The 17230-nt window shown below is 69.2% G+C and carries 16 protein-coding genes; 9 read left to right on the top strand and 7 right to left on the bottom strand.

Annotated elements, in window-relative coordinates; genetic code table 11:
* Window positions 1-71: 71 nt before the first annotated feature.
* On the bottom strand, window positions 72-1079 hold the full coding sequence (locus tag JCR33_RS20415; protein ID WP_198883978.1) for a TRAP transporter substrate-binding protein: 1008 nt from the start codon (window positions 1077-1079) through the stop codon (window positions 72-74).
* Between the two features lie 459 nt (window positions 1080-1538).
* Here JCR33_RS20415 and JCR33_RS20410 point away from each other — a divergent pair, with 459 nt between their 5' ends.
* The 9 genes from JCR33_RS20410 (at window position 1539) to dmeF (ending at window position 11730) form a co-directional block, all read left to right on the top strand.
* Window positions 1539-2741 carry an ABC transporter substrate-binding protein gene (locus tag JCR33_RS20410; protein ID WP_198883977.1) on the top strand — a complete coding sequence of 401 codons (1203 nt, stop codon included), beginning with the start codon at window positions 1539-1541 and terminating at the stop codon, window positions 2739-2741.
* 107 nt (window positions 2742-2848) lie between these two features.
* Window positions 2849-3577: an ABC transporter ATP-binding protein gene (locus tag JCR33_RS20405; RefSeq protein WP_198883976.1), complete on the top strand. Its 729-nt coding sequence runs from the start codon at window positions 2849-2851 to the stop codon at window positions 3575-3577.
* Window position 3578: 1 nt separating this feature from the next.
* Window positions 3579-4313, top strand: coding sequence for an ABC transporter ATP-binding protein (locus JCR33_RS20400; protein ID WP_198883975.1), 735 nt, complete (start codon window positions 3579-3581; stop codon window positions 4311-4313).
* Window positions 4310-5224 (top strand): branched-chain amino acid ABC transporter permease, encoded by a 915-nt coding sequence (locus JCR33_RS20395; RefSeq protein WP_198883974.1) that lies wholly within the window; start codon window positions 4310-4312, stop codon window positions 5222-5224. Before JCR33_RS20400 ends, JCR33_RS20395 begins: the two co-directional genes overlap by 4 nt.
* Window positions 5224-6324, top strand: coding sequence for a branched-chain amino acid ABC transporter permease (locus JCR33_RS20390; RefSeq protein WP_198883973.1), 1101 nt, complete (start codon window positions 5224-5226; stop codon window positions 6322-6324). The genes JCR33_RS20395 and JCR33_RS20390 overlap by 1 nt, the downstream gene beginning before the upstream one ends.
* A complete protein-coding gene (locus tag JCR33_RS20385) occupies window positions 6314-6754 on the top strand; it encodes a hypothetical protein (protein WP_198883972.1) in 441 nt (146 codons plus the stop codon). The genes JCR33_RS20390 and JCR33_RS20385 overlap by 11 nt, the downstream gene beginning before the upstream one ends.
* 5 nt (window positions 6755-6759) lie before the next feature.
* Entirely contained in the window at window positions 6760-9063 is a 2304-nt protein-coding gene (locus JCR33_RS20380; protein ID WP_198883971.1) for a N,N-dimethylformamidase beta subunit family domain-containing protein, read from the top strand.
* Between the two features lie 6 nt (window positions 9064-9069).
* Window positions 9070-10674: a GMC family oxidoreductase gene (locus tag JCR33_RS20375; protein WP_198883970.1), complete on the top strand. Its 1605-nt coding sequence runs from the start codon at window positions 9070-9072 to the stop codon at window positions 10672-10674.
* Between the two features lie 75 nt (window positions 10675-10749).
* A complete protein-coding gene (gene dmeF / locus JCR33_RS20370; RefSeq protein WP_198883969.1) occupies window positions 10750-11730 on the top strand; it encodes a CDF family Co(II)/Ni(II) efflux transporter DmeF in 981 nt (326 codons plus the stop codon).
* Between the two features lie 24 nt (window positions 11731-11754).
* Here dmeF and JCR33_RS20365 read toward each other — a convergent pair whose 3' ends face one another.
* The 6 genes from JCR33_RS20365 to cysS form a co-directional block, all read right to left on the bottom strand.
* Window positions 11755-12693, bottom strand: a complete 939-nt coding sequence (locus JCR33_RS20365; RefSeq protein WP_198883968.1) for an alpha/beta fold hydrolase — start codon at window positions 12691-12693, stop codon at window positions 11755-11757.
* Window positions 12690-12950, bottom strand: a complete 261-nt coding sequence (locus JCR33_RS20360) for a hypothetical protein (protein WP_211110462.1) — start codon at window positions 12948-12950, stop codon at window positions 12690-12692. Before JCR33_RS20360 ends, JCR33_RS20365 begins: the two co-directional genes overlap by 4 nt.
* Window positions 12934-14013 (bottom strand): WD40 repeat domain-containing protein, encoded by a 1080-nt coding sequence (locus JCR33_RS20355; protein WP_198883966.1) that lies wholly within the window; start codon window positions 14011-14013, stop codon window positions 12934-12936. The genes JCR33_RS20360 and JCR33_RS20355 overlap by 17 nt, the downstream gene beginning before the upstream one ends.
* Window positions 13998-14963 (bottom strand): CobW family GTP-binding protein, encoded by a 966-nt coding sequence (locus tag JCR33_RS20350; RefSeq protein WP_198883965.1) that lies wholly within the window; start codon window positions 14961-14963, stop codon window positions 13998-14000. Before JCR33_RS20350 ends, JCR33_RS20355 begins: the two co-directional genes overlap by 16 nt.
* A 205-nt stretch (window positions 14964-15168) precedes the next feature.
* Window positions 15169-15780: a DUF1826 domain-containing protein gene (locus JCR33_RS20345; protein ID WP_198883964.1), complete on the bottom strand. Its 612-nt coding sequence runs from the start codon at window positions 15778-15780 to the stop codon at window positions 15169-15171.
* Between the two features lie 63 nt (window positions 15781-15843).
* The gene (cysS, locus tag JCR33_RS20340) at window positions 15844-17226 is read right to left on the bottom strand and encodes a cysteine--tRNA ligase (RefSeq protein ID WP_198883963.1); all 1383 of its coding nucleotides are present in this window, start codon (window positions 17224-17226) and stop codon (window positions 15844-15846) included.
* Window positions 17227-17230: the final 4 nt, after the last annotated feature.

The raw sequence follows: 17230 nt of genomic DNA, 5'->3' as shown, positions 1-17230 counted from the left end.
CTCGCCAGGGAGATTAGGCTGACAGCGCGGCGAAAGTGGACGACCAGGCGATAACCCACGGGCATGCGGACCTACTCGCCGGCGACCTTCTTCTGGTAGAGGTCGAGCAGCATGTCGGCCTGCGGACCGAAGCGCTCCTTCCAGTCGTCGATGGCGGGCTGGGAGGCTTCCCGCAGCGCAGCCTTGAACTCCGGCGAGACCGTCTCGACCACGGAGACGCCGAGGTCGCCCATCTTGGCGAAGTTGCCGGCCACCGTCTCCTTGGCGATCGACCAGCCGTAGTCCCCCGCCTCGGCGGCGGCGGTGAGGACGACGAGCTGCAGGTCCTCGGGAAGATCGGCGAAGGCGTCCGCGTTGACGTGCACCATGTCGACGCCCACCGTGAAGCCGACGGCGGAGAAGCTCGTGAGGCCCGCTTCCGGGAACTTCGCCGAGAGGCCGCCGTCGTCGGAGGTGAGCACGGCATTGATGGAGCCGGTGGAGAGGGCCGGCAGCGTATCGGCCCAGCTCAGCTGGATGGCGTCCGCGCCGGCCCGCTTCAGCGTCTGGACTGAGGCGAGATCGACCACCCGAACCCGCAGATTCTTGAGGTCCTCGACCGATGCGACATCTTCCTTCGCCCAGAAGCCCTGCGGTGTCCACGGCGCGGTGAAGAGGATGAACTGGTCGTTCTGCTCCATCTTGGCGTTGTAGAAGGGCCGCATCAGCTCGTCGAGCGTCTGCGCCTCGTCCAAGGTCGACTGCAGGAACGGCAGGGCCTGCATCTCGAAGATCGGGTAGATGCCGTTCATCCGGTTGAACGGTGTGTCGGCAAGCTGCAGCGCGCCGTCCTCCACCGCCGTATAGTGGTCGGCGGCCTTGAAGCCGAGGGCGCCGCTATAGTGGACGGTGATGTCCATCTGCCCGTCCGACAGCTCTTTCACCCGCTCGGCGAAGTAGGCGTCGGCCCGGCCGGGCAGCGACGTCGGCGCGTATTCGGTGGAAAGGTCCCACTTGACCGTGTCGGCCGCCGACGCCGGCGCCGCCGCAAGCAGAACGCCGACACACAGCGCACCTGCCGACAGAGTGATAGGTCGCATCCTCGATCTCCAAGCTGACGTCTCGCAATTCAGCCATCGAAGCTAGCATGATTTCTTATGAGAAAAATACTTTCTCATGCACAAAGTTTGGAAAGGTATGCGGAAAAATCAGGCGTCCGTGTCTGATTATTAGGCGCGAGATGCCGCCCGCTTGGGCGGCAAACACTTCATTTGCGAGCGAAAACAGGCGCATAACCATGGGATCACCGTGCTGAATCCTCGCCGCTCGCAGCGGCCGGGCTGGCGCCTTCGGGATCTCGGCAACGTCAAGCGGCGCTGGGGAGAGCGAGGGAATCCTCGTTAGTGAAAGTGATTTTCGTAAGCGATAACAAAGTTTCTTATTCGCTTGACAAATGTCACATTGCCCGCAACCGTCAGGGGCATCGGGGGCGACCGCTGATACATCCCAAACAGCTTCGACGAGCGGCACGGCGATCCCGACAAGAGAGGTGTCTCACGATGCGTGTGAAATTGACTTCGTTCGCCTTGCTCGCCGTCGGGCTGTTGGCCGCCGCGCCGGCCCAGGCCGCCGACGATGCGAAGGACCCCATCCTGATCGGCATGGCGATCGCCAAGAGCGGCTGGATGACCGCCTTCGACGACGACCCGTCCAAGGCCGCTCGCATCGCGGTCGACGACATCAACGCCGCGGGCGGCGTGCTCGGCCGTCCGATCGAGTTGATCGAGGGCGACACAAAGACCGATCCCACGCAGGCGTTCAAGGTCGGCACCGAGCTCATCGACGAAGGCGTCGACTTCCTGATCGCCTCGTGCGACTTCGACATGGGCGCCCCCGCCGCCCTCGCGGCGCAGAACGCCGGCATCGCCACGATGTCGATCTGTTCCGGCTCGCCCAAGTGGGGCCCCCAGGGCATCGGCCCGCTGGTCTACACGATCTCCGTCGCGGTCCAGGCGGAAAGCTATCTCAGCGCCGAATGGGCCTACGAGAAGATGGGCTGGCGCAGCGCCTACGCGCTGAAGGAGACCGACTACACCTTCACGCGCTCCCAGTGCTCGGGCTTCAAGCACCATTGGGGCGAGCTCGACGGCACCGAATTCCTCGGCGAGGACACCTACAAGATCGCCGACAGCTCGATCGCCGTGCAGATCACCCGCATCAAGGCCCTTCCCGAAGAGCCCGACTTCATCATGCTGTGCTCCACGATCACGGCGATGCCCTCGATCATCCGCCAGCTGCGCGCCGCGGGGATTAATGCACCGCTGATGACGAGCATGGGCGCCGACGGCGACTACTGGCTCGAGAGCCTGCCGCACCTGTCCGATTTCTACCTGCCGGCGCACGGCTCGCTCTATGGCGACGATCCCAACCCGAAGGTGCAGGAGTTCATGGCGCGCTTCGAGGAGCGCTACGGCCGCCTGCCGACCACGAGCCTCGCGATGATGGGCTACAGCGTGGTGCAGGCCTTCGCCATCGCCGCGGAGCGGGCCGGCACCGTCGATTCCGAAGCGATCGCCGCCGAGCTCAACAAGTTCGACAACGAGCCGCTCCTCATCGGCCCGCGCACCTTCACCGAGGACGTCCACATCCAGACCCAGGTCCGCGGCCTGATGATGGAGGTCGAGGACGGCAAGATGCACTCCCTCGGAGAGTACTACACCAACAAGACGCCGGTCCCCTTCGAGATGCTGTTCCAGGAATAGAGATCGACGACACGACCCCGGTCGGCGCGCTCCGGCCGGGTGGCGGCTTGCGGCGCGCCTCGCCCCACGGACGGCGCCGCCCGCACGCCACAGGCAGGAGAAACGAGTTGAGCGGCGACCGGTTGGAGATCGATGACATCAGCGTGCAGTTCGAGGGCATCGTCGCCCTCGATCACGTTTCCTTCGCGCTGGAGCCCGGTCAAATCTGCGGCCTCATCGGCCCGAACGGAGCGGGCAAGACCACGCTCGTCAACGTCATCACCGGCTTTCAGCGCCCCACCACCGGGCGCATCCGCCTCGGCAGCCGGGACCTGACGGCGGCGCGGCCCGAGCTGCGCTCCCACCTCGGCATCGCCCGCACGTTCCAGGCCGTCAGGCTGTTCCGCGGCTTCACGGTGCGCGAAAATCTCACCGCCTACGCCCTCGGCGCGGAAAAGAAGTCGGCCGCCGCCAAGGACCGCGCCGAGGCCGTGCTCGACTGGACCCGGCTCAGCGCCGTGGCCGACCGGCGGGCCGATACCCTCCCCTACGGCGTGGAGCGGCGGGTCGGCATTGCCCGCGCCCTCGCCGGCGATCCCCGCTTCCTGCTCCTCGACGAGCCGGCGGCCGGCCTCAACGAGGAAGAGTGCGACGACCTCATCCATCTCATCCAGGAGATTCCGAAGCACTTCGGCTGCGCGGTGCTCCTCATCGAGCACAACATGCGCGTCGTCATGAACGTCTGCGACCGCATCTGCGTCATCGACTTCGGCAAGAAGATCGCCGAGGCCGCCCCCCACGTGATCATGAAGGATCCCGTCGTGCGCAACGCCTACCTCGGCGAGGAAGCGCTCTAGCATGCTGAACGTCGAAAATCTGCGCATCAGCTACGGCCGGGCCGAGGCGGTGCGCAACGTCGATCTCACCGTGTCGGAGGGCGAGGCGGTCGCCATCGTCGGCCCCAACGGCGCCGGCAAGTCCTCCACCATGCTGGCGATCGCCGGGGCGATCCGCTCCACCGGCCGCATCACCCTCGGCGGGCGCGACCTCGGCGGCCTACCGCCCGAGAGCGTCTGCCGGCTCGGCCTCGCGATGGTGCCGGAAGGGCGCGGGATCTTTCCGCAGCTCTCCGTCGAGGAGAACCTGATGCTCGGCACCTCGATCCGGCGCGACCGCGAGCAGGTCGGCAAGGACCGCGCCGACGTCTTCCATCGCTTCCCGATCCTGGAGGAGCGGCGGCGCTCCGATGCCGGCAAGCTCTCCGGCGGCGAGCAGCAGCAGCTCGCCATCGCCCGCGCCCTGATGATGCGGCCCAAGCTGCTGCTCGTCGACGAGCCCTCCCTCGGCCTCGCGCCGATGATGGTGGCGACCGTCTACAAATTCCTCGAGGAGCTGCGCAGCGACGGCATGACCATGCTGATCGTGGAGCAGAGCGTCACGCGCGCCCTCGCCTTCAGCAACCGCCTCTACCTCCTGCGCGAGGGCCGGGTTCAGCTTTCCGGCTCGAGCGAAACCCTGAGCGCCGACCGGCAGGCCCTGGAAGAGGCGTATTTCGGCTTCGAGCACAAGAGGGAAGCGAGCGTCCCGTCGTGACCACGTTCATTCAGATCTGCATCGATGCGGCGAGCCTCGGCAGCCTCTACGCCCTCGCCGCCCTCGGCATCGGCCTCCTGTGGGGCGTGATGAAGCTCATCAACTTCGCCCACGGCGACTTCATCTCGGTCGGTGCCTACGCGCTGATCGTCCCGTCCTCGGCGGTGGTGCCGACGCTCTTCATCGGCGCCTGGCCCGCCCCGCTGATGATCCCCGCGGTGATCCTCGTCGTCGCCAGCATCGCCCTCCTCGCCGAGCGGCTGATCTTCCGCCCGCTGCGCACCGCCGACCCCTCGACGCTGCTCGTCGCCTCGTTCTCGCTCAGCTTCTTCCTTCAGTATCTGATCCTGATGATCTACGGCGCGCGGCCGAAGGCCGTCACCGTCGGCAGCACGCTCAACGCCGAGCTCACGCTCGGGCCGCTGCGCACCACCTACATCGACGTCGTCACGATCTCGGCGACGGCGCTCCTTCTCGTCGCCGTCGCCCTGTTCATGACGCGCACCCGCTTCGGCATCCAGATGCGCGCCGCGACGCAGGACTTCCGCATGGCGCGCATGCTGGGCGTGCGGGCGAACGCGGTGATCGCCACCGCCTTCGCCATCAGCGGCATATTGGCGGCGATCGTCTCCTTCCTCATCGTGGCGCGCACCGGCACGCTGGCGCCGCGCATGGCCTCCCAGCTCGTGATGGTCGGCTTCGTCGCCACCGTGATCGGCGGCATGGGGAGCCTCGTCGGCTGCATCCTCGGCGGCTTCGTCGTCGGGGTGGTGAGCGCCTTCCTGCAATTCGTCCTGCCGGAGGATCTGCGGGCCACCCGCGACGCCTTCGTGTTCATCGTGGTGATCCTGATGCTGCTCGTCCGGCCGGAAGGGCTCGTCCGCCTGCGCTCGCAGAAGGAGCGCGTGTGATGCGGCGCGCCACAGTAAGCCCGGCGGCGTTCCTCGTGCGCCACTCCACCGTCTTCATCCTCGTCGTCCTGATGGCCGCGATGGCCGTCGTCACCGTCGCGGTGGGCGACAAGACGCTGGTGCGCACCGTCGCCGAGATCTACATCCGCACCGTCATCGTCGTGGCGCTCTACATCTTCATCGGCAATTCCGGCGTCATCTCCTTCGGCTCGATCGCCTTCGTCATGATCGGCGCCTACGCCTCGGCCTGGCAGACCTGCTGCAAGGCGCTCAAGCCCATGAGCATGGTCGGCCTGCCCGACTTCCTGCGCCTCCACACCTACCCCGTCTTCTTCGCCTCCATCACCTCGGCGATCCTCGCCGCGCTCGTCGCCTTCGTCGTCGGCATCCCGATCCTGCGCCTTTCCGGCATTCCCTCCAGCATCGCGACCTTCGCCCTCCTCGCCATCGTCTTCGTCATCTACTCGAACTGGAACAGCGTCACCCTCGGCCTTCTCTCGGTGGTCGGGCTCCCGCTCTACGTCGACATCTGGGTGGCGCTCGGCTGGGCGGTCGTCGTGATCGTGGTCGCCTATATCTACCAGAGCTCACGCTATGGCCTGCTCCTGCGCGCCACCCGCGAGGACGAGGTGGCGGCCGAGGCCGGCGGCATCAACATCGCCCGCCAGCGGCTGATCGCCTGGGTCATCTCCGGCTTCTTCCTGGGCGTCGCCGGGGTCCTCTACGGCCACTTCGTGGGGGTGATCTCGGTGAAGATGTTCTATCTCGACCTCACCTTCATCTCGCTCGCGATGCTCGTCGTCGGCGGCATGCGCAGCCTGACGGGGGCCGTCGTCGGCGTGGTCGTCCTGTCGACGATCACCGAGCTTCTTCGCCGCGCCGAGTCGGGCTTCCACGTCGCGAGCCTGCACATTCAGGCCCCGGTCGGCAGCCAGGAAGTGTCGCTCGGCATCATCATGCTGCTCCTCCTCATCTTCCGCCCCAACGGGCTGACCAACGGGCGGGAGATCGCCTGGCCGCGCGCTCTCACCCGCTCGGCGCGCTCCGGCGGCGGCAACGCGGACCCCTCGCCCGACACGGCCGAGCAGCATGCCGGTTAGCGATCGGGCGGACCGCCCCGCCTCCGATGTCGTCGACCTCAGCGTCATCAACCCTGGCGTCGTCGACCCCGGCGTTCTCGCCCGGGCGGCGGACCGGCAAGAGGGGGCCATCGTCGCCTTCAACGCGGCGATGCGCGGCCACGTCCTGGCGCTGATCGACGATCGCCTCATCGCCGAGCACCGCGACCACCCCTTCGGCCCGCACGGGGCGGCGCTCCAGAGCGTGCTCAACCACTTCCGCAGCGCCGGCATCGAGAAGAAGCTCGCGATCCTCGCACTGACGCCCTTCCAGGCCTACATCCTCGTGGCGCTCTCCGGCGTCCGCGGCGTCCTGCCGACGCGCGTCACCGAGGAGGTCTTCGCCACCACGCAGGACGCCGAGCATGCGATCTTCCTGCGGCGCGTCGCAGCGCTCAGGCAGGCGGGCTGAGCGCCATGGCCGCGGACGTGCCGATCGGGCGGATCCATCTCCACGCCTACGCCGAGCGCCTCAGCGTGCGGGCGGGCGAGAGCGTCGACATCATGGCGAGCCTCGAGGGGGCGGATCGCGCCGAGGCCCGGCTCGTGCGCCTCCGCCACGGCGACGCCCACCCCGATGGTCCGGGCTTCCGTGAGGAGGAGATCGACCATCCCGTCAACGGGCCGATGCCGCTGCGTCACCAGCCCGTGCAGCAGGGCAACTTCCTGCGCGTGCCCGACCCCGATGCGCGCCTCGCCCCGGAGGGCGCCTTCACGCTCCACGCCTTCGTCTTCCCGGGGCTTCCGGGGGACGATCGCCAAGAGATCATCTCGCGCGGATGCGCGGCCCGCGGCTACGGCTTGCGGATCGACGGCGGCGGCCACCTCGCATTCTGGCTCGGCGACGGCCGCTCCACCGAAGAGATCGCCGCCCCGAAGCGGCTGTTGCGGCACATCTGGTACCTCGTGACGGCGAGCTTCGACCCTCGCACCCGGCGCGTGCAGCTCACCCAGAAGGCCGTTGTCGGTCGCTACAACGCCATCTGGTCGAAGATCGTCCCGTGTGACTACGACGCCGTCGTCGAGACCGAGGCGACGATCGGCCTCCACCATCTCGGCGGCACCGAGGTGCTGGTCGGCGGACTCGAGGAGCGCGGCGAAGAGGGCGGCACACGTGTCGGACACCTCTATAGCGGCAAGATCGATCGGTTCGGCATCAGCCGTGGCGTGATGGGCGCGGCGGAGCGCGACGCACTCGCCGCGGGGGCCCTCCCCGCCACGGCGGACATCCTCGCCTACTGGGACACGGCGCGCGGCTATGGTGCCGACGGAATCGGCGACCAGGTCGAGGACATCGGACCGCACGGCCTCCACGCCCACGGCGTCAACCGCCCCGTCCGCGGCCAGACGGGCTGGAACTGGGACGGCCGCTCCGACAGCTTCCGCCTCGCGCCGGAGCAATATGGCGGCATCGAGTTCCATGCGGACGCCCTCGCCGACTGCCGCTGGCAGCCCTCCGCCTCGCTGCGCCTCGGCGAGGATCTGCACAGCGGCGTCTACGCCCTCCGCCTGACGGCCGAGCACGGTGGGGAGGTCGCGACCGAGCGCGCGGTGTTCTTCGTGCGCCCCGCCCGGCCCCGCGCGGAGATCTGCTTCCTGGTGCCGACGGCCACCTATCTCGCCTACGCCAACGGGCCCAAGGGCTTGGAGGGCGACGTGGCGCAGGCGGTGATGGGCCGCGCCCCCGTCCTCACCGCGACCGACCTCGAAGCCTGCGCCAACGGCTACCGGTTCGGCCTGTCGACCTACGACCTCCACGCCGACGGTGCGGGCGTCTGCTACTCCTCCGCCCGCCGGCCGATCTTCACGATGCGGCCCGACTACCGCCTGCCGGGGCTTGCGGCTCCCTGGGGCCTCGGCGCCGATCTCTCCGTCCTCGCCTGGCTCGACCATCACGGCTACGCCTACGAGATCATCACCGACGAGGACCTCCATCGCGACGGTGCGGCGGCGCTCGCCCCCTATCGCGTGGTGATCAACGGCACCCATTGCGAATATTATTCGGAGCGCATGCTCGACGCGACCGAGGACTATCTCGCCGCGGGCGGCCGCCTCCTCTACCTCTCCGGCAACGGTTACTATTGGGTGGTCGCCTTCCGCGACGACGAGCCGTGGATCGTCGAGGTGCGCCGCGGGCAGGCGGGCTCGCGCGCCTGGCAGGGCCGCGCCGGAGAAGGCCACCTCGCCACCTCCGGCGAGCCGGGGGGCCTGTGGCGCAACCGCAACCGGGCACCGCAGAAGCTCGTCGGCACCGGCTTCGCCTCCGAGGGCATGGACGTGAGCGTGCCCTATCGGCGACGGCCCGACAGCCGCGCCCCGGAAGCCGCCTGGATCTTCGACGGCGTGGACGGCGACGTCGTCGGCGACTTCGGGCTCGTCAACGGCGGCGCCGTGGGCCTCGAGATCGACCGCTACGATCTCTCCCTCGGCACCCCGCCGAATGCCCTCCTCCTTGCCTCGTCGGAGCCGCTCACGCGAAACTGGCCGCTGGCGCAGGAGGAGGTGATGTTCGCCCATCCCGCGCTCGGCGGCGACGAGAACCCGCTCGTGCGCTGCGACATGGTCTATCTGCGCACGCGCAACGGCGGCGCCGTCTTCTCGCCGAGCTCCATCGCCTGGGGCAGCGCCCTGCCGTGCAACGGCTTCGACAATTCCGTCTCCATCATCATGAAGAACGTCGTCGACGGCTTCCTTCGGCGCGACCTTCCACCCGAAGGCTGATCGGCGATGCGCGTGAAAGAGGTCGACTACATCGTCGTCGGCGCCGGCTCGGCGGGGTGCGTCGTCGCCAACCGGCTCAGCGAGCGGGCGGAGGATCGCGTGCTCGTGCTCGAAGCGGGGCGCCGCAACGATTCCCTTCTGGTGCGCTGGCCGGCGGGCTTCGCCAAGCTCCAGAACGAGCGGCACCGCTGGGAGTGGGCGACCGCGCCGCAGCCGCACGCGGCCGACCGGCGCGTGCCGATGGCGCAGGGCAAGATGCTCGGCGGCGGCAGCGCGGTGAACGGGATGGTCTATATCCGCGGCAATCGGCGCGACTACGACCACTGGGCCGAGCTCGGCAACGACCGCTGGTCGTTCGCCGACGTCCTCCCCTTCTTCAAAGCGGCCGAGGACAACATGCGCCTCGTCGACGCCTATCACGGCGCCGGCGGCCCGCTCGGTGTCTCCGACCAGCCCTGCCCGAGCCCCCTCACCCGGCGCTTCGTGCGCGCCGGCCAGGAGGCGGGCCTTGCCTACAGCTCCGACTTCAACGGCGCGTGTCAGGCGGGCGTCGGCTTCTATCAGGTGACCCAGCGCGACGGCCGGCGCTGCAGCGCCGCCCACGCCTACCTCTACCCGGTCATGGAGCGGCCCAATCTCGAGGTGCGGACCAAGACGACGGTCCTGCGCCTCCTCCTCGAGAACGGTCGGGCGGCCGGCGTCGTCGTCGCCCGCGGTGCGTCGGGAAGCGAGGTGATCCGTGCGCGCAAGGAGGTGATCCTCTCCGCCGGCGCGATCAACTCGCCGCGGATCCTGCTGCTCTCGGGGATCGGCAACCCCGATGCTCTCGGCCGGATCGGCATCGCGCCCGTCCATCCGCTCCCCGGCGTCGGGCAGAACCTCCACGACCACGTCGACGCCTACGTGCTGATGCGGCTCAACCGGCCGATCAGCTACACCGGGCAGGAGAAGGGGCTCGCCGCCGTCCGCCACGGGCTCGAGTTCATGCTGTTCGGCACCGGCGCGGTAACGAGCAACGCCTGCGAGGGCGGCGCCTTCTTCAGCTCCGAAGGCGACGACGGGTGGCCCGATGTCCAGCTCCACTTCATGCCGATGGCGCTCGAATCCCACCAGTCGATGGAGGGCCACGGGGTGACGGTGCTCTGCTCCGCGCTGCGCCCCAAGAGCCGTGGAGAAGTCCGCCTCGTGTCGAGCGACCCGAAGGTTGCGCCCCTCGTCGACCCGGCCTTCCTCTCCCATCCCGACGACCTCCGCCACAACGTGGCGGCGATCAAGCTCGCGCGGCGGATCATGGCCGCGCCGAGCTTCGCCGACGTCAGCGCCGGGGAAGCCTTTCCCGGCCCCGCCGTCGTGAGCGACGATGAGATCGGCGACTACATCCGCCGGACGGCCAAGACCGACTACCACCCCGTCGGCACCTGCAAGATGGGCGACGACCCCATGGCCGTGGTCGACCAGGATCTCAAGGTGCACGGGATCGAGGGCCTGCGCGTCGTCGACAACTCGATCATGCCGCACATCGTGTCCGGCAACACCAACGCGCCGGCGATGATGATCGGCGCGCGCGGCAGCGCCGCGATCCTCGGCGAAGGTGCTCCCCCACCATCCTGACGGGCGCCGGCACGCCCCATGTCGCCTCGCACGATTTCTCTATAGGGATGGGGGGTGCTTAAGAGGGAGGTGGCGATGCACACCGTTTCGATCGACCCCTGGCGCCATGACCACGTATTCCTTGGCCGGGATCACAGCCGCAACGAGCGGCGCACCCTGTTCGTCATCGCGCTCACCGCGACGATGATGGTCGCGGAGGTGATCGCGGGCCTCGCGTTCGGATCGATGGCGCTTCTTGCCGACGGCATCCACATGGCGACCCACGCCGGTGCGCTCGGCGTCGCCGCATTCGCCTACGCCTACGCCCGCCGTCACGCCCACGACGAGCGCTTCACCTTCGGCACGGGCAAGGTCGGCGACCTCGCCGGCTATTCGAGCGCCCTCATCCTGGCCGTCATCGCGGCGGTGATCGCGTTCGAATCCGTCGTCCGCCTCATGTCCCCCGTCGCCATCCGCTTCGACGAGGCGATCGTGGTCGCGACGGTCGGCCTGATCGTCAATCTCGTCAGCGCTGCCCTCCTCCACGCCGGCGACGGAGGCGGCCACGAGCACGGTCACTCTCATGGTGGAGCCGGCCATCACCATGCGGGGCACGCCCATCACGGCGGTACCCACCACCACGAGGATCACAATCTCAGGGCGGCCTATTTCCACGTTCTGACCGATGCGCTCACGTCGGCGCTCGCGATCGTCGCCCTCTTCGCCGGACGCTTCTACGGGTGGGTGTGGATGGACCCGCTCATGGGGATCGTCGGGAGCGTCGTGATCGCGCGCTGGGCGATGATGCTCCTCAAGGAGTCCGGCGCCGTGCTCGTCGACGCGAGAGCCGATCCGTCGATGGCTGCGCGCATCCGCGAGGACCTCGAACGCGGCGGCGACCGCGTGTCCGACCTGCATCTTTGGCGCGTGGGGCCCGGCCATCTCGCGCTCGTCGTGTCGATCGTATCCGACCGGCCGCAGGCGCCCGCGGCCTATCGGGCGCGCCTGCGGGACGCCGCGACGCTCTCCCACGTCACCATCGAGGCCGTCCTCTGCGACCACGCCAAGGCGGCGTAGGGCCGGCTGGCCCGTCCGCCGCGCTCACTCGATCGGGGCAACCGCCAGCTCGGACGCCTCGTCGAGCCCGCTGAGGATCGCCTCGGCGACCTCGGCGGCGAACTCCTCGTGCACGCCGAGCTTGCCGTGCGGCAGGACCGTGGGTGAAACTTGGGCGGCCGCGGCGAGCATGCCCATCTCGGCCTTCGACTTCGGCGGTGTCTCCGCGCCCCAGACGAGCCCCAGCCGGCCTGGGGGAATGGCGGCCGCCGCAGCCTGGAACGCAGCCGAACTCTCGAACGGATCGAGCGCCCCGGTCACGAAGCGGACCGAGGCGAACCGCGCCCCGCGCGCCTGCGCCACGCGGCGCTTGTCGTCCATCGCCGAGCGATCGAGCCAGGTCCGGTCGGAATAGACGTGCTCGCGCGCCATCGCCCGGATCACCACGTCGTTGAGATTGAGGGCATAGAGCGCCGGCCCCAGCACCGGCCGATCCATCGCCGCGCGCACGGTCCGCAGCCAGGCCGGCCGGCGGCCCATCATGGTGGGGAGCGGCCCGCGCCAGGTGGGGGCGACGAGGGCGAGGTGGGACACCTCCTCCGGCGCGCTGGCGAAGTGGCGCAGCACGTAGCCGGCCGCATGGCCCGCGGCGACGATCAGCGCGGGGCGGGGAGCGAGCTCCCGCAACACGTCGGCGAGAAACTGCGCCAACGCCGCCGACGTCCAGTCCCGCCGGGGCTTGTCCTCGGTGCCGAAGCCCGGCCAGTCCACGGCGATCGTGGCGAAGCGCCGGGCGAGGCGCTGCTGCAGCGGCCACATCTCGCGCCGCGTCGAGATCGAGGAGAGCGCGGGCAGGAGGAGAGCCGTCTCCCCCGCGCCGAGCCGCGTCACGCCGCAGCCGATCGGCTCGCCGGCGCCCGTCCAGACGAACTCCGTCGCCTCTGCGACAGGATCGGCATCGACCGACATAGGCCCGCCCGTCATGACTCGGCCCCCAACCCCGCAACCTCTGCGCCTTCGACCTCGGCGATGGGCTTCGCGATGCGCCATTGCCGCAGGCGGCCGTCCGCCTCACGCACCGTTATCACCGTTTCGACGGGCGGGCAGCCCGGCTCCGCGCAGCGCAGCTCGGCGACGGTGATCGCGGCTTGATCGGCAACGTCGAAGCGGGCCGCGACGAGCGCCTTCACCCGCCGGACCGCCTCCACGTCGGGCCGCTGGCGCTTAAAGAGCCCCAGCATAGTGGGCCCCTTTATCGAGGGGCAGCCACAAGAGGCCACCGTCCGCGTCACCGATCAGGATGTGGGAGTGCGAGGCGGTCACCGCGAGCGCGGTCACTTCGACGCCGGTGGAGCCGCGGACGACGAAGCCGTCGACATCGTCCTTCAGCTCGCTGAACAGCACCGCGCCGTCCTGGAACCCGACGAGGACCGCCGACTTTCCCGGCATGCCGACGACGGCGGTCGCGAGCTGCTTGCCGCCATAGGCGACGCAGAGCGGGCCGCGCCCCATCGGACCGTCCTTGCCGCCGAAGGGCCAGCAGATCGCCTGGTCGGCGCCGCTGGTGACGAGGTAAGGCACCTCCCCCACCCAATCGACGGAGCGCGCCTTGCTCGGATAGCCGGACATGCGCATGTCCGCCTTGTCGCGCAGACGCCACCCGTGCAGCGCGTTCTCCTGCATGGCGGTGACGACGAACTTGCCGTCGGGGCTCCACGACACGCCGATGTGGGATCCGGCCCACACGAGCCGCGTGGACGTCCACCGCCGGCCCTTGCGCTCCCAGACCGTGACGCCGCCATAGTGGGCGACGGCGAGGCGGCCCTTCCGGTCGAAGGCGAGCCCGCCGACGGTGCTCGGGTGCTCCAGCATCTCGGTCTTGCCGCCGTCGCTCGAGCGCACATAGGCGTGTTTGCCGGCCGAGCATGCGAGGAGGCCCGTCGCCGGGCCCGCCGCGACGCAATCGACCCATCGCGAGCCGAAGCTCGCGATCTCCTCGACCTCCCCTTGCGCGGAGATCCGCAGAAAGCGGCCGTCGTCGCCGCCGGTGACGAGGGCGTCATCGCCCGCCCGCGCCATCGCGAGGACGGCGCCGCGATGCGCCGGCACCACCATCGGCTCCGCCCCTTTCCCCGCCGCGAAGAGGCGGACCTCGCCGTTTCCGTGTGCCGCCGCCACCACATCGCCGAGCCCCACGGCGGCGGTGACGTAGGCGCCCGTCTCGATCGGCCGCCCGCCGCGCTCGAGCTCCGTCGGGGGAAAGCCTTCGCGCGTGCGCAGATCCGCGCTCAGACCGCCTTGCATGCGGCAAAGCCTTCGGCGAGGTCCATCTTGTCGAGCTCGCGCCCAATGAAGACGAGGCGGGAACGGCGGGTGTCGCCGGCCGGCCACGGTCCCAGGAAGTCGCCGTCCATGAGCATGTGGACGCCCTGGATCACATAACGATCCTCCGCGCCGGCGATGTCGAGAATGCCCTTCGAGCGCAGGATGTCCTGCCCCCGCTCCTGCAACAGCTGCCCGAACCAGGTCTGGAACTTGTCCGGATCGAGCGGCGTATCGGCCTCCAGCGAGACGCTGGTCACCGCGTCGTCGTGCTCATGCTCGTGCGCGGTGTCGAGGAACTCGGGCTCGATCTCGAGGACGCGCTTCAGGTCGAAGGCGTTCTGCCCCAGCACCGTCTCGAGCGGAACGCCGCACTTCTCGCTGTGGACGATCTTGGCATAGGGGTTCATCGCCCGGATGCGGGCTTCGACCTCGGCGAGGGCGTCCGCATCGACGAGGTCGATCTTGTTCAACAGGATGATGTCGGCGAAGGCGAGCTGCTCTGCCGCCTCGTGGCTTTCGGCGAGCTGGCTCTCCAGATGACGCGCATCGACCACGGTCACGATCGCGTCGAGGCGCGTCTTGTCGGCGACCTCCGCGTCGACGAAGAAAGTCTGGGCGACGGGGGCGGGATCCGCGAGCCCGGTGGTCTCGATCAGGATCGCGTCGAACCGGTCGGCCCGCTTCATGAGGCCGCCGAGGATGCGGATGAGATCGCCGCGCACGGTGCAGCAGATGCAGCCGTTGTTCATTTCGAACACTTCCTCGTCGGCGTCGACGACGAGATCGTTGTCGATGCCGGTCTCGCCAAACTCGTTGACGATGACGGCGTATTTCTTGCCGTGCTGCTCGGTCAGAATCCGGTTGAGAAGTGTCGTCTTCCCGGCGCCGAGAAAGCCGGTGAGGACGGTGACAGGCACCTGTGCGACCATGATCGCCTCCATGAGTTCGGCCGACCGGGCGCGGGATCCGTGATCCTCGCGTGCCTTGACGCACCGCGCCGCCGTCGACCGGTCCATCGATATGGTACGCTATAATATAACGCAAGGCCGCCCGGCGTCACCGGCGGCACGTCGCCACCCCTCAGGGGGTGGCCCGGCAGCCGCCGGCGTCCGGGGCCCGCGCCTCCGGTTCGGCCTAGCTCATCTGCATCTCGTCGACCGGATCGATAGAGAGGAAGAACCGCGTCACACCCGCCTTGATGGGCGGCGAGCGGTGGACGATCGCGCAGGGCTCGCGCTCGGACCAGAGGCGACCGCGGACGAGCGCGACGGCGCCGGCGGGCGGCCGATAGGTCGACGTCGGCGCGCCGTCGGCCCCGAGGGGGCCGAACTCCGTCGCCGGCCCGCGCAGGGTGGAGAGCAGGCGGCAACGCACTCCGTCGACATGCCATTTGGGGCACGGCTGATCCTCGGCGACCTCGAGGCGCAGCTCGATCAGCGGCGATCGCATCACCTCCGCGGCGAGGCGCGCGAGGGCGCTCACCGCCTCGATGAAGGCCTCACGCTCGGCGCATTGAGGCGTCTTCGCCCTGCGGCACGCCTCTCGCACGGTGCCCCCGACCTCGGCGGCGGAACAGCGTTGCCGCATCGTCGGAAACCGGGCGGCAGGCAGCGCCTCCAGCCACGCCTCGAGCGCGTCCGGAAGCTTGCGCTGCCAGACGGCCAGCGCCACGCCCGCCTCCGCGACGGAGCCGAGGACGAACGGATCGTCCGAAACATTCATCGTCGCGGCCACCTCAGGACGCATGGACCTCTCCCCGTGATGCGATGGAACGCCGGCCCGCCTCGAACCCGCCGACGAGCGTCGATTTCATGATGTTATAACGTTACGATCAAACCGCCAATCGGTCCGATCGCCGTTGTCCTCCAGCTGGATTCCGAGCGCCTGGAGCTGGGTCCGCAGCCGGTCGGCCCGCTCGAAGTCTCGATCCGCCCGGGCCTCGGCGCGCTCGGCGACCAGCGCCTCGATGCGCACGCGATCGGGCTCCCCCTCACCCGTCGCCGACCGGCGAAACCACGCCTCCGGCGCGTCCTGCAGCAGGCCGAGCTCCGCCCCGCCCCGGACGAGCGCCGACCGGAGGGCGCTGCGGATCGCGGGTGACGTCTCGTCGCGGGCCGACCGCGCGAGGCGGAAAAGCTCGGCGAACGCCGCAGGGGTGTTGAGATCGTCGTCGAGGGCGGCATGGAACGCCGCGAGATAGGGCGCCGGATCCCCCTCACCCTCGGCCCCTTCCAGGTGACGCAGCGCGCCGTAGAGCCGATCGAGGCTGCGGCGCGCCTGATGCAGCGTCTGCGACGTCCAGTCGAGCGGCTGGCGATAGTGGGCCGACAGCAGCGCGAAGCGGATCGCCTCCCCCGGCGCTTCCTGGAGCAGATCGCGCACGAGGAGCACGTTGCCGATCGACTTCGACATCTTGTGCCCCTCGACCGTAACGAAGCCGTTGTGGAGCCAGTAGCTGGCCCGGGTCCCCTGCGCGATCTCGTTCTCATGGTGGGGGAAGATCAGATCCTGACCCCCGCCGTGGATGTCGATCGAGGAGCCGAGATGGCGCTCGATCATCGCCGAGCACTCGATGTGCCAGCCGGGCCGCCCCCGCCCCCACGGGCTATCCCAACCCGGCTGATCCGCGCTCGAGGGCTTCCACAGCACGAAGTCGGCCGGGTGCCGCTTGAACGGGGCGACCTCCACCCGCGCCCCGGCGATCATCTCCTCCGGGCTGCGTCCGGACAGCGCGCCATATTGGGCGAACGAGGGCACATGGAAGAGGACGTGCCGCTCGGCGACGTAGGCGTTCCCGCTGCTGATCAGCCGGCCGATGAGGTCGATGATCTCGGGCAGATGATCCGTCACCTTCGGCTCGACGGTCGGCGGCGCGACACCGAGCGCCGCCATGTCGGCGTGATAGGCCGCGGCGTACCGCTCGGCGATCACGCCGATCGAAACGCCCTCGCGCCGCGCGGCGGCGTTGATCTTGTCGTCGATGTCGGTGAGGTTGCGGACGTAGACGACCTCGCCGAAGTGGCGGCGCAGCACCCGCACGAGCACGTCGAAGACGACGGCCGGGCGGGCGTTGCCGATGTGGGCGAAGTCGTAGACCGTGGGCCCGCACACATAGAGCCGCACGCGGTCAGGCGTCTGCGGAACGAAGATCTCCTTGTGCCCACCGAAGCTGTTGGTGAGTTGAATGGCCATGGTC

It is taken from the genome of Acuticoccus mangrovi, assembly GCF_016411865.1.
In the GTDB taxonomy this organism is placed as follows: domain Bacteria; phylum Pseudomonadota; class Alphaproteobacteria; order Rhizobiales; family Amorphaceae; genus Acuticoccus; species Acuticoccus mangrovi.
Note: the sequence above shows the minus strand (reverse complement) of the source record. Positions and strands in the feature narration are given on the sequence as shown.

Excerpts from the sequence above, each read along its gene's own strand:
- JCR33_RS20415 (WP_198883978.1), bottom strand. The coding sequence starts at position 1,079 with ATGCGACCTATCACTCTGTCGGCAGGTGCGCTGTGTGTCGGCGTTCTG.
- JCR33_RS20410 (WP_198883977.1), top strand. The coding sequence starts at position 1,539 with ATGCGTGTGAAATTGACTTCGTTCGCCTTGCTCGCCGTCGGGCTGTTG.
- JCR33_RS20400 (WP_198883975.1), top strand. The coding sequence starts at position 3,579 with ATGCTGAACGTCGAAAATCTGCGCATCAGCTACGGCCGGGCCGAGGCG.
- JCR33_RS20390 (WP_198883973.1), top strand. The coding sequence starts at position 5,224 with ATGCGGCGCGCCACAGTAAGCCCGGCGGCGTTCCTCGTGCGCCACTCC.
- JCR33_RS20385 (WP_198883972.1), top strand. The coding sequence starts at position 6,314 with ATGCCGGTTAGCGATCGGGCGGACCGCCCCGCCTCCGATGTCGTCGAC.
- JCR33_RS20380 (WP_198883971.1), top strand. The coding sequence starts at position 6,760 with ATGGCCGCGGACGTGCCGATCGGGCGGATCCATCTCCACGCCTACGCC.
- JCR33_RS20375 (WP_198883970.1), top strand. The coding sequence starts at position 9,070 with ATGCGCGTGAAAGAGGTCGACTACATCGTCGTCGGCGCCGGCTCGGCG.
- dmeF (WP_198883969.1), top strand. The coding sequence starts at position 10,750 with ATGCACACCGTTTCGATCGACCCCTGGCGCCATGACCACGTATTCCTT.
- JCR33_RS20365 (WP_198883968.1), bottom strand. The coding sequence starts at position 12,693 with ATGACGGGCGGGCCTATGTCGGTCGATGCCGATCCTGTCGCAGAGGCG.
- JCR33_RS20360 (WP_211110462.1), bottom strand. The coding sequence starts at position 12,950 with ATGCTGGGGCTCTTTAAGCGCCAGCGGCCCGACGTGGAGGCGGTCCGG.
- JCR33_RS20355 (WP_198883966.1), bottom strand. The coding sequence starts at position 14,013 with ATGCAAGGCGGTCTGAGCGCGGATCTGCGCACGCGCGAAGGCTTTCCC.
- JCR33_RS20350 (WP_198883965.1), bottom strand. The coding sequence starts at position 14,963 with ATGGTCGCACAGGTGCCTGTCACCGTCCTCACCGGCTTTCTCGGCGCC.
- JCR33_RS20345 (WP_198883964.1), bottom strand. The coding sequence starts at position 15,780 with ATGCGTCCTGAGGTGGCCGCGACGATGAATGTTTCGGACGATCCGTTC.
- cysS (WP_198883963.1), bottom strand. The coding sequence starts at position 17,226 with ATGGCCATTCAACTCACCAACAGCTTCGGTGGGCACAAGGAGATCTTC.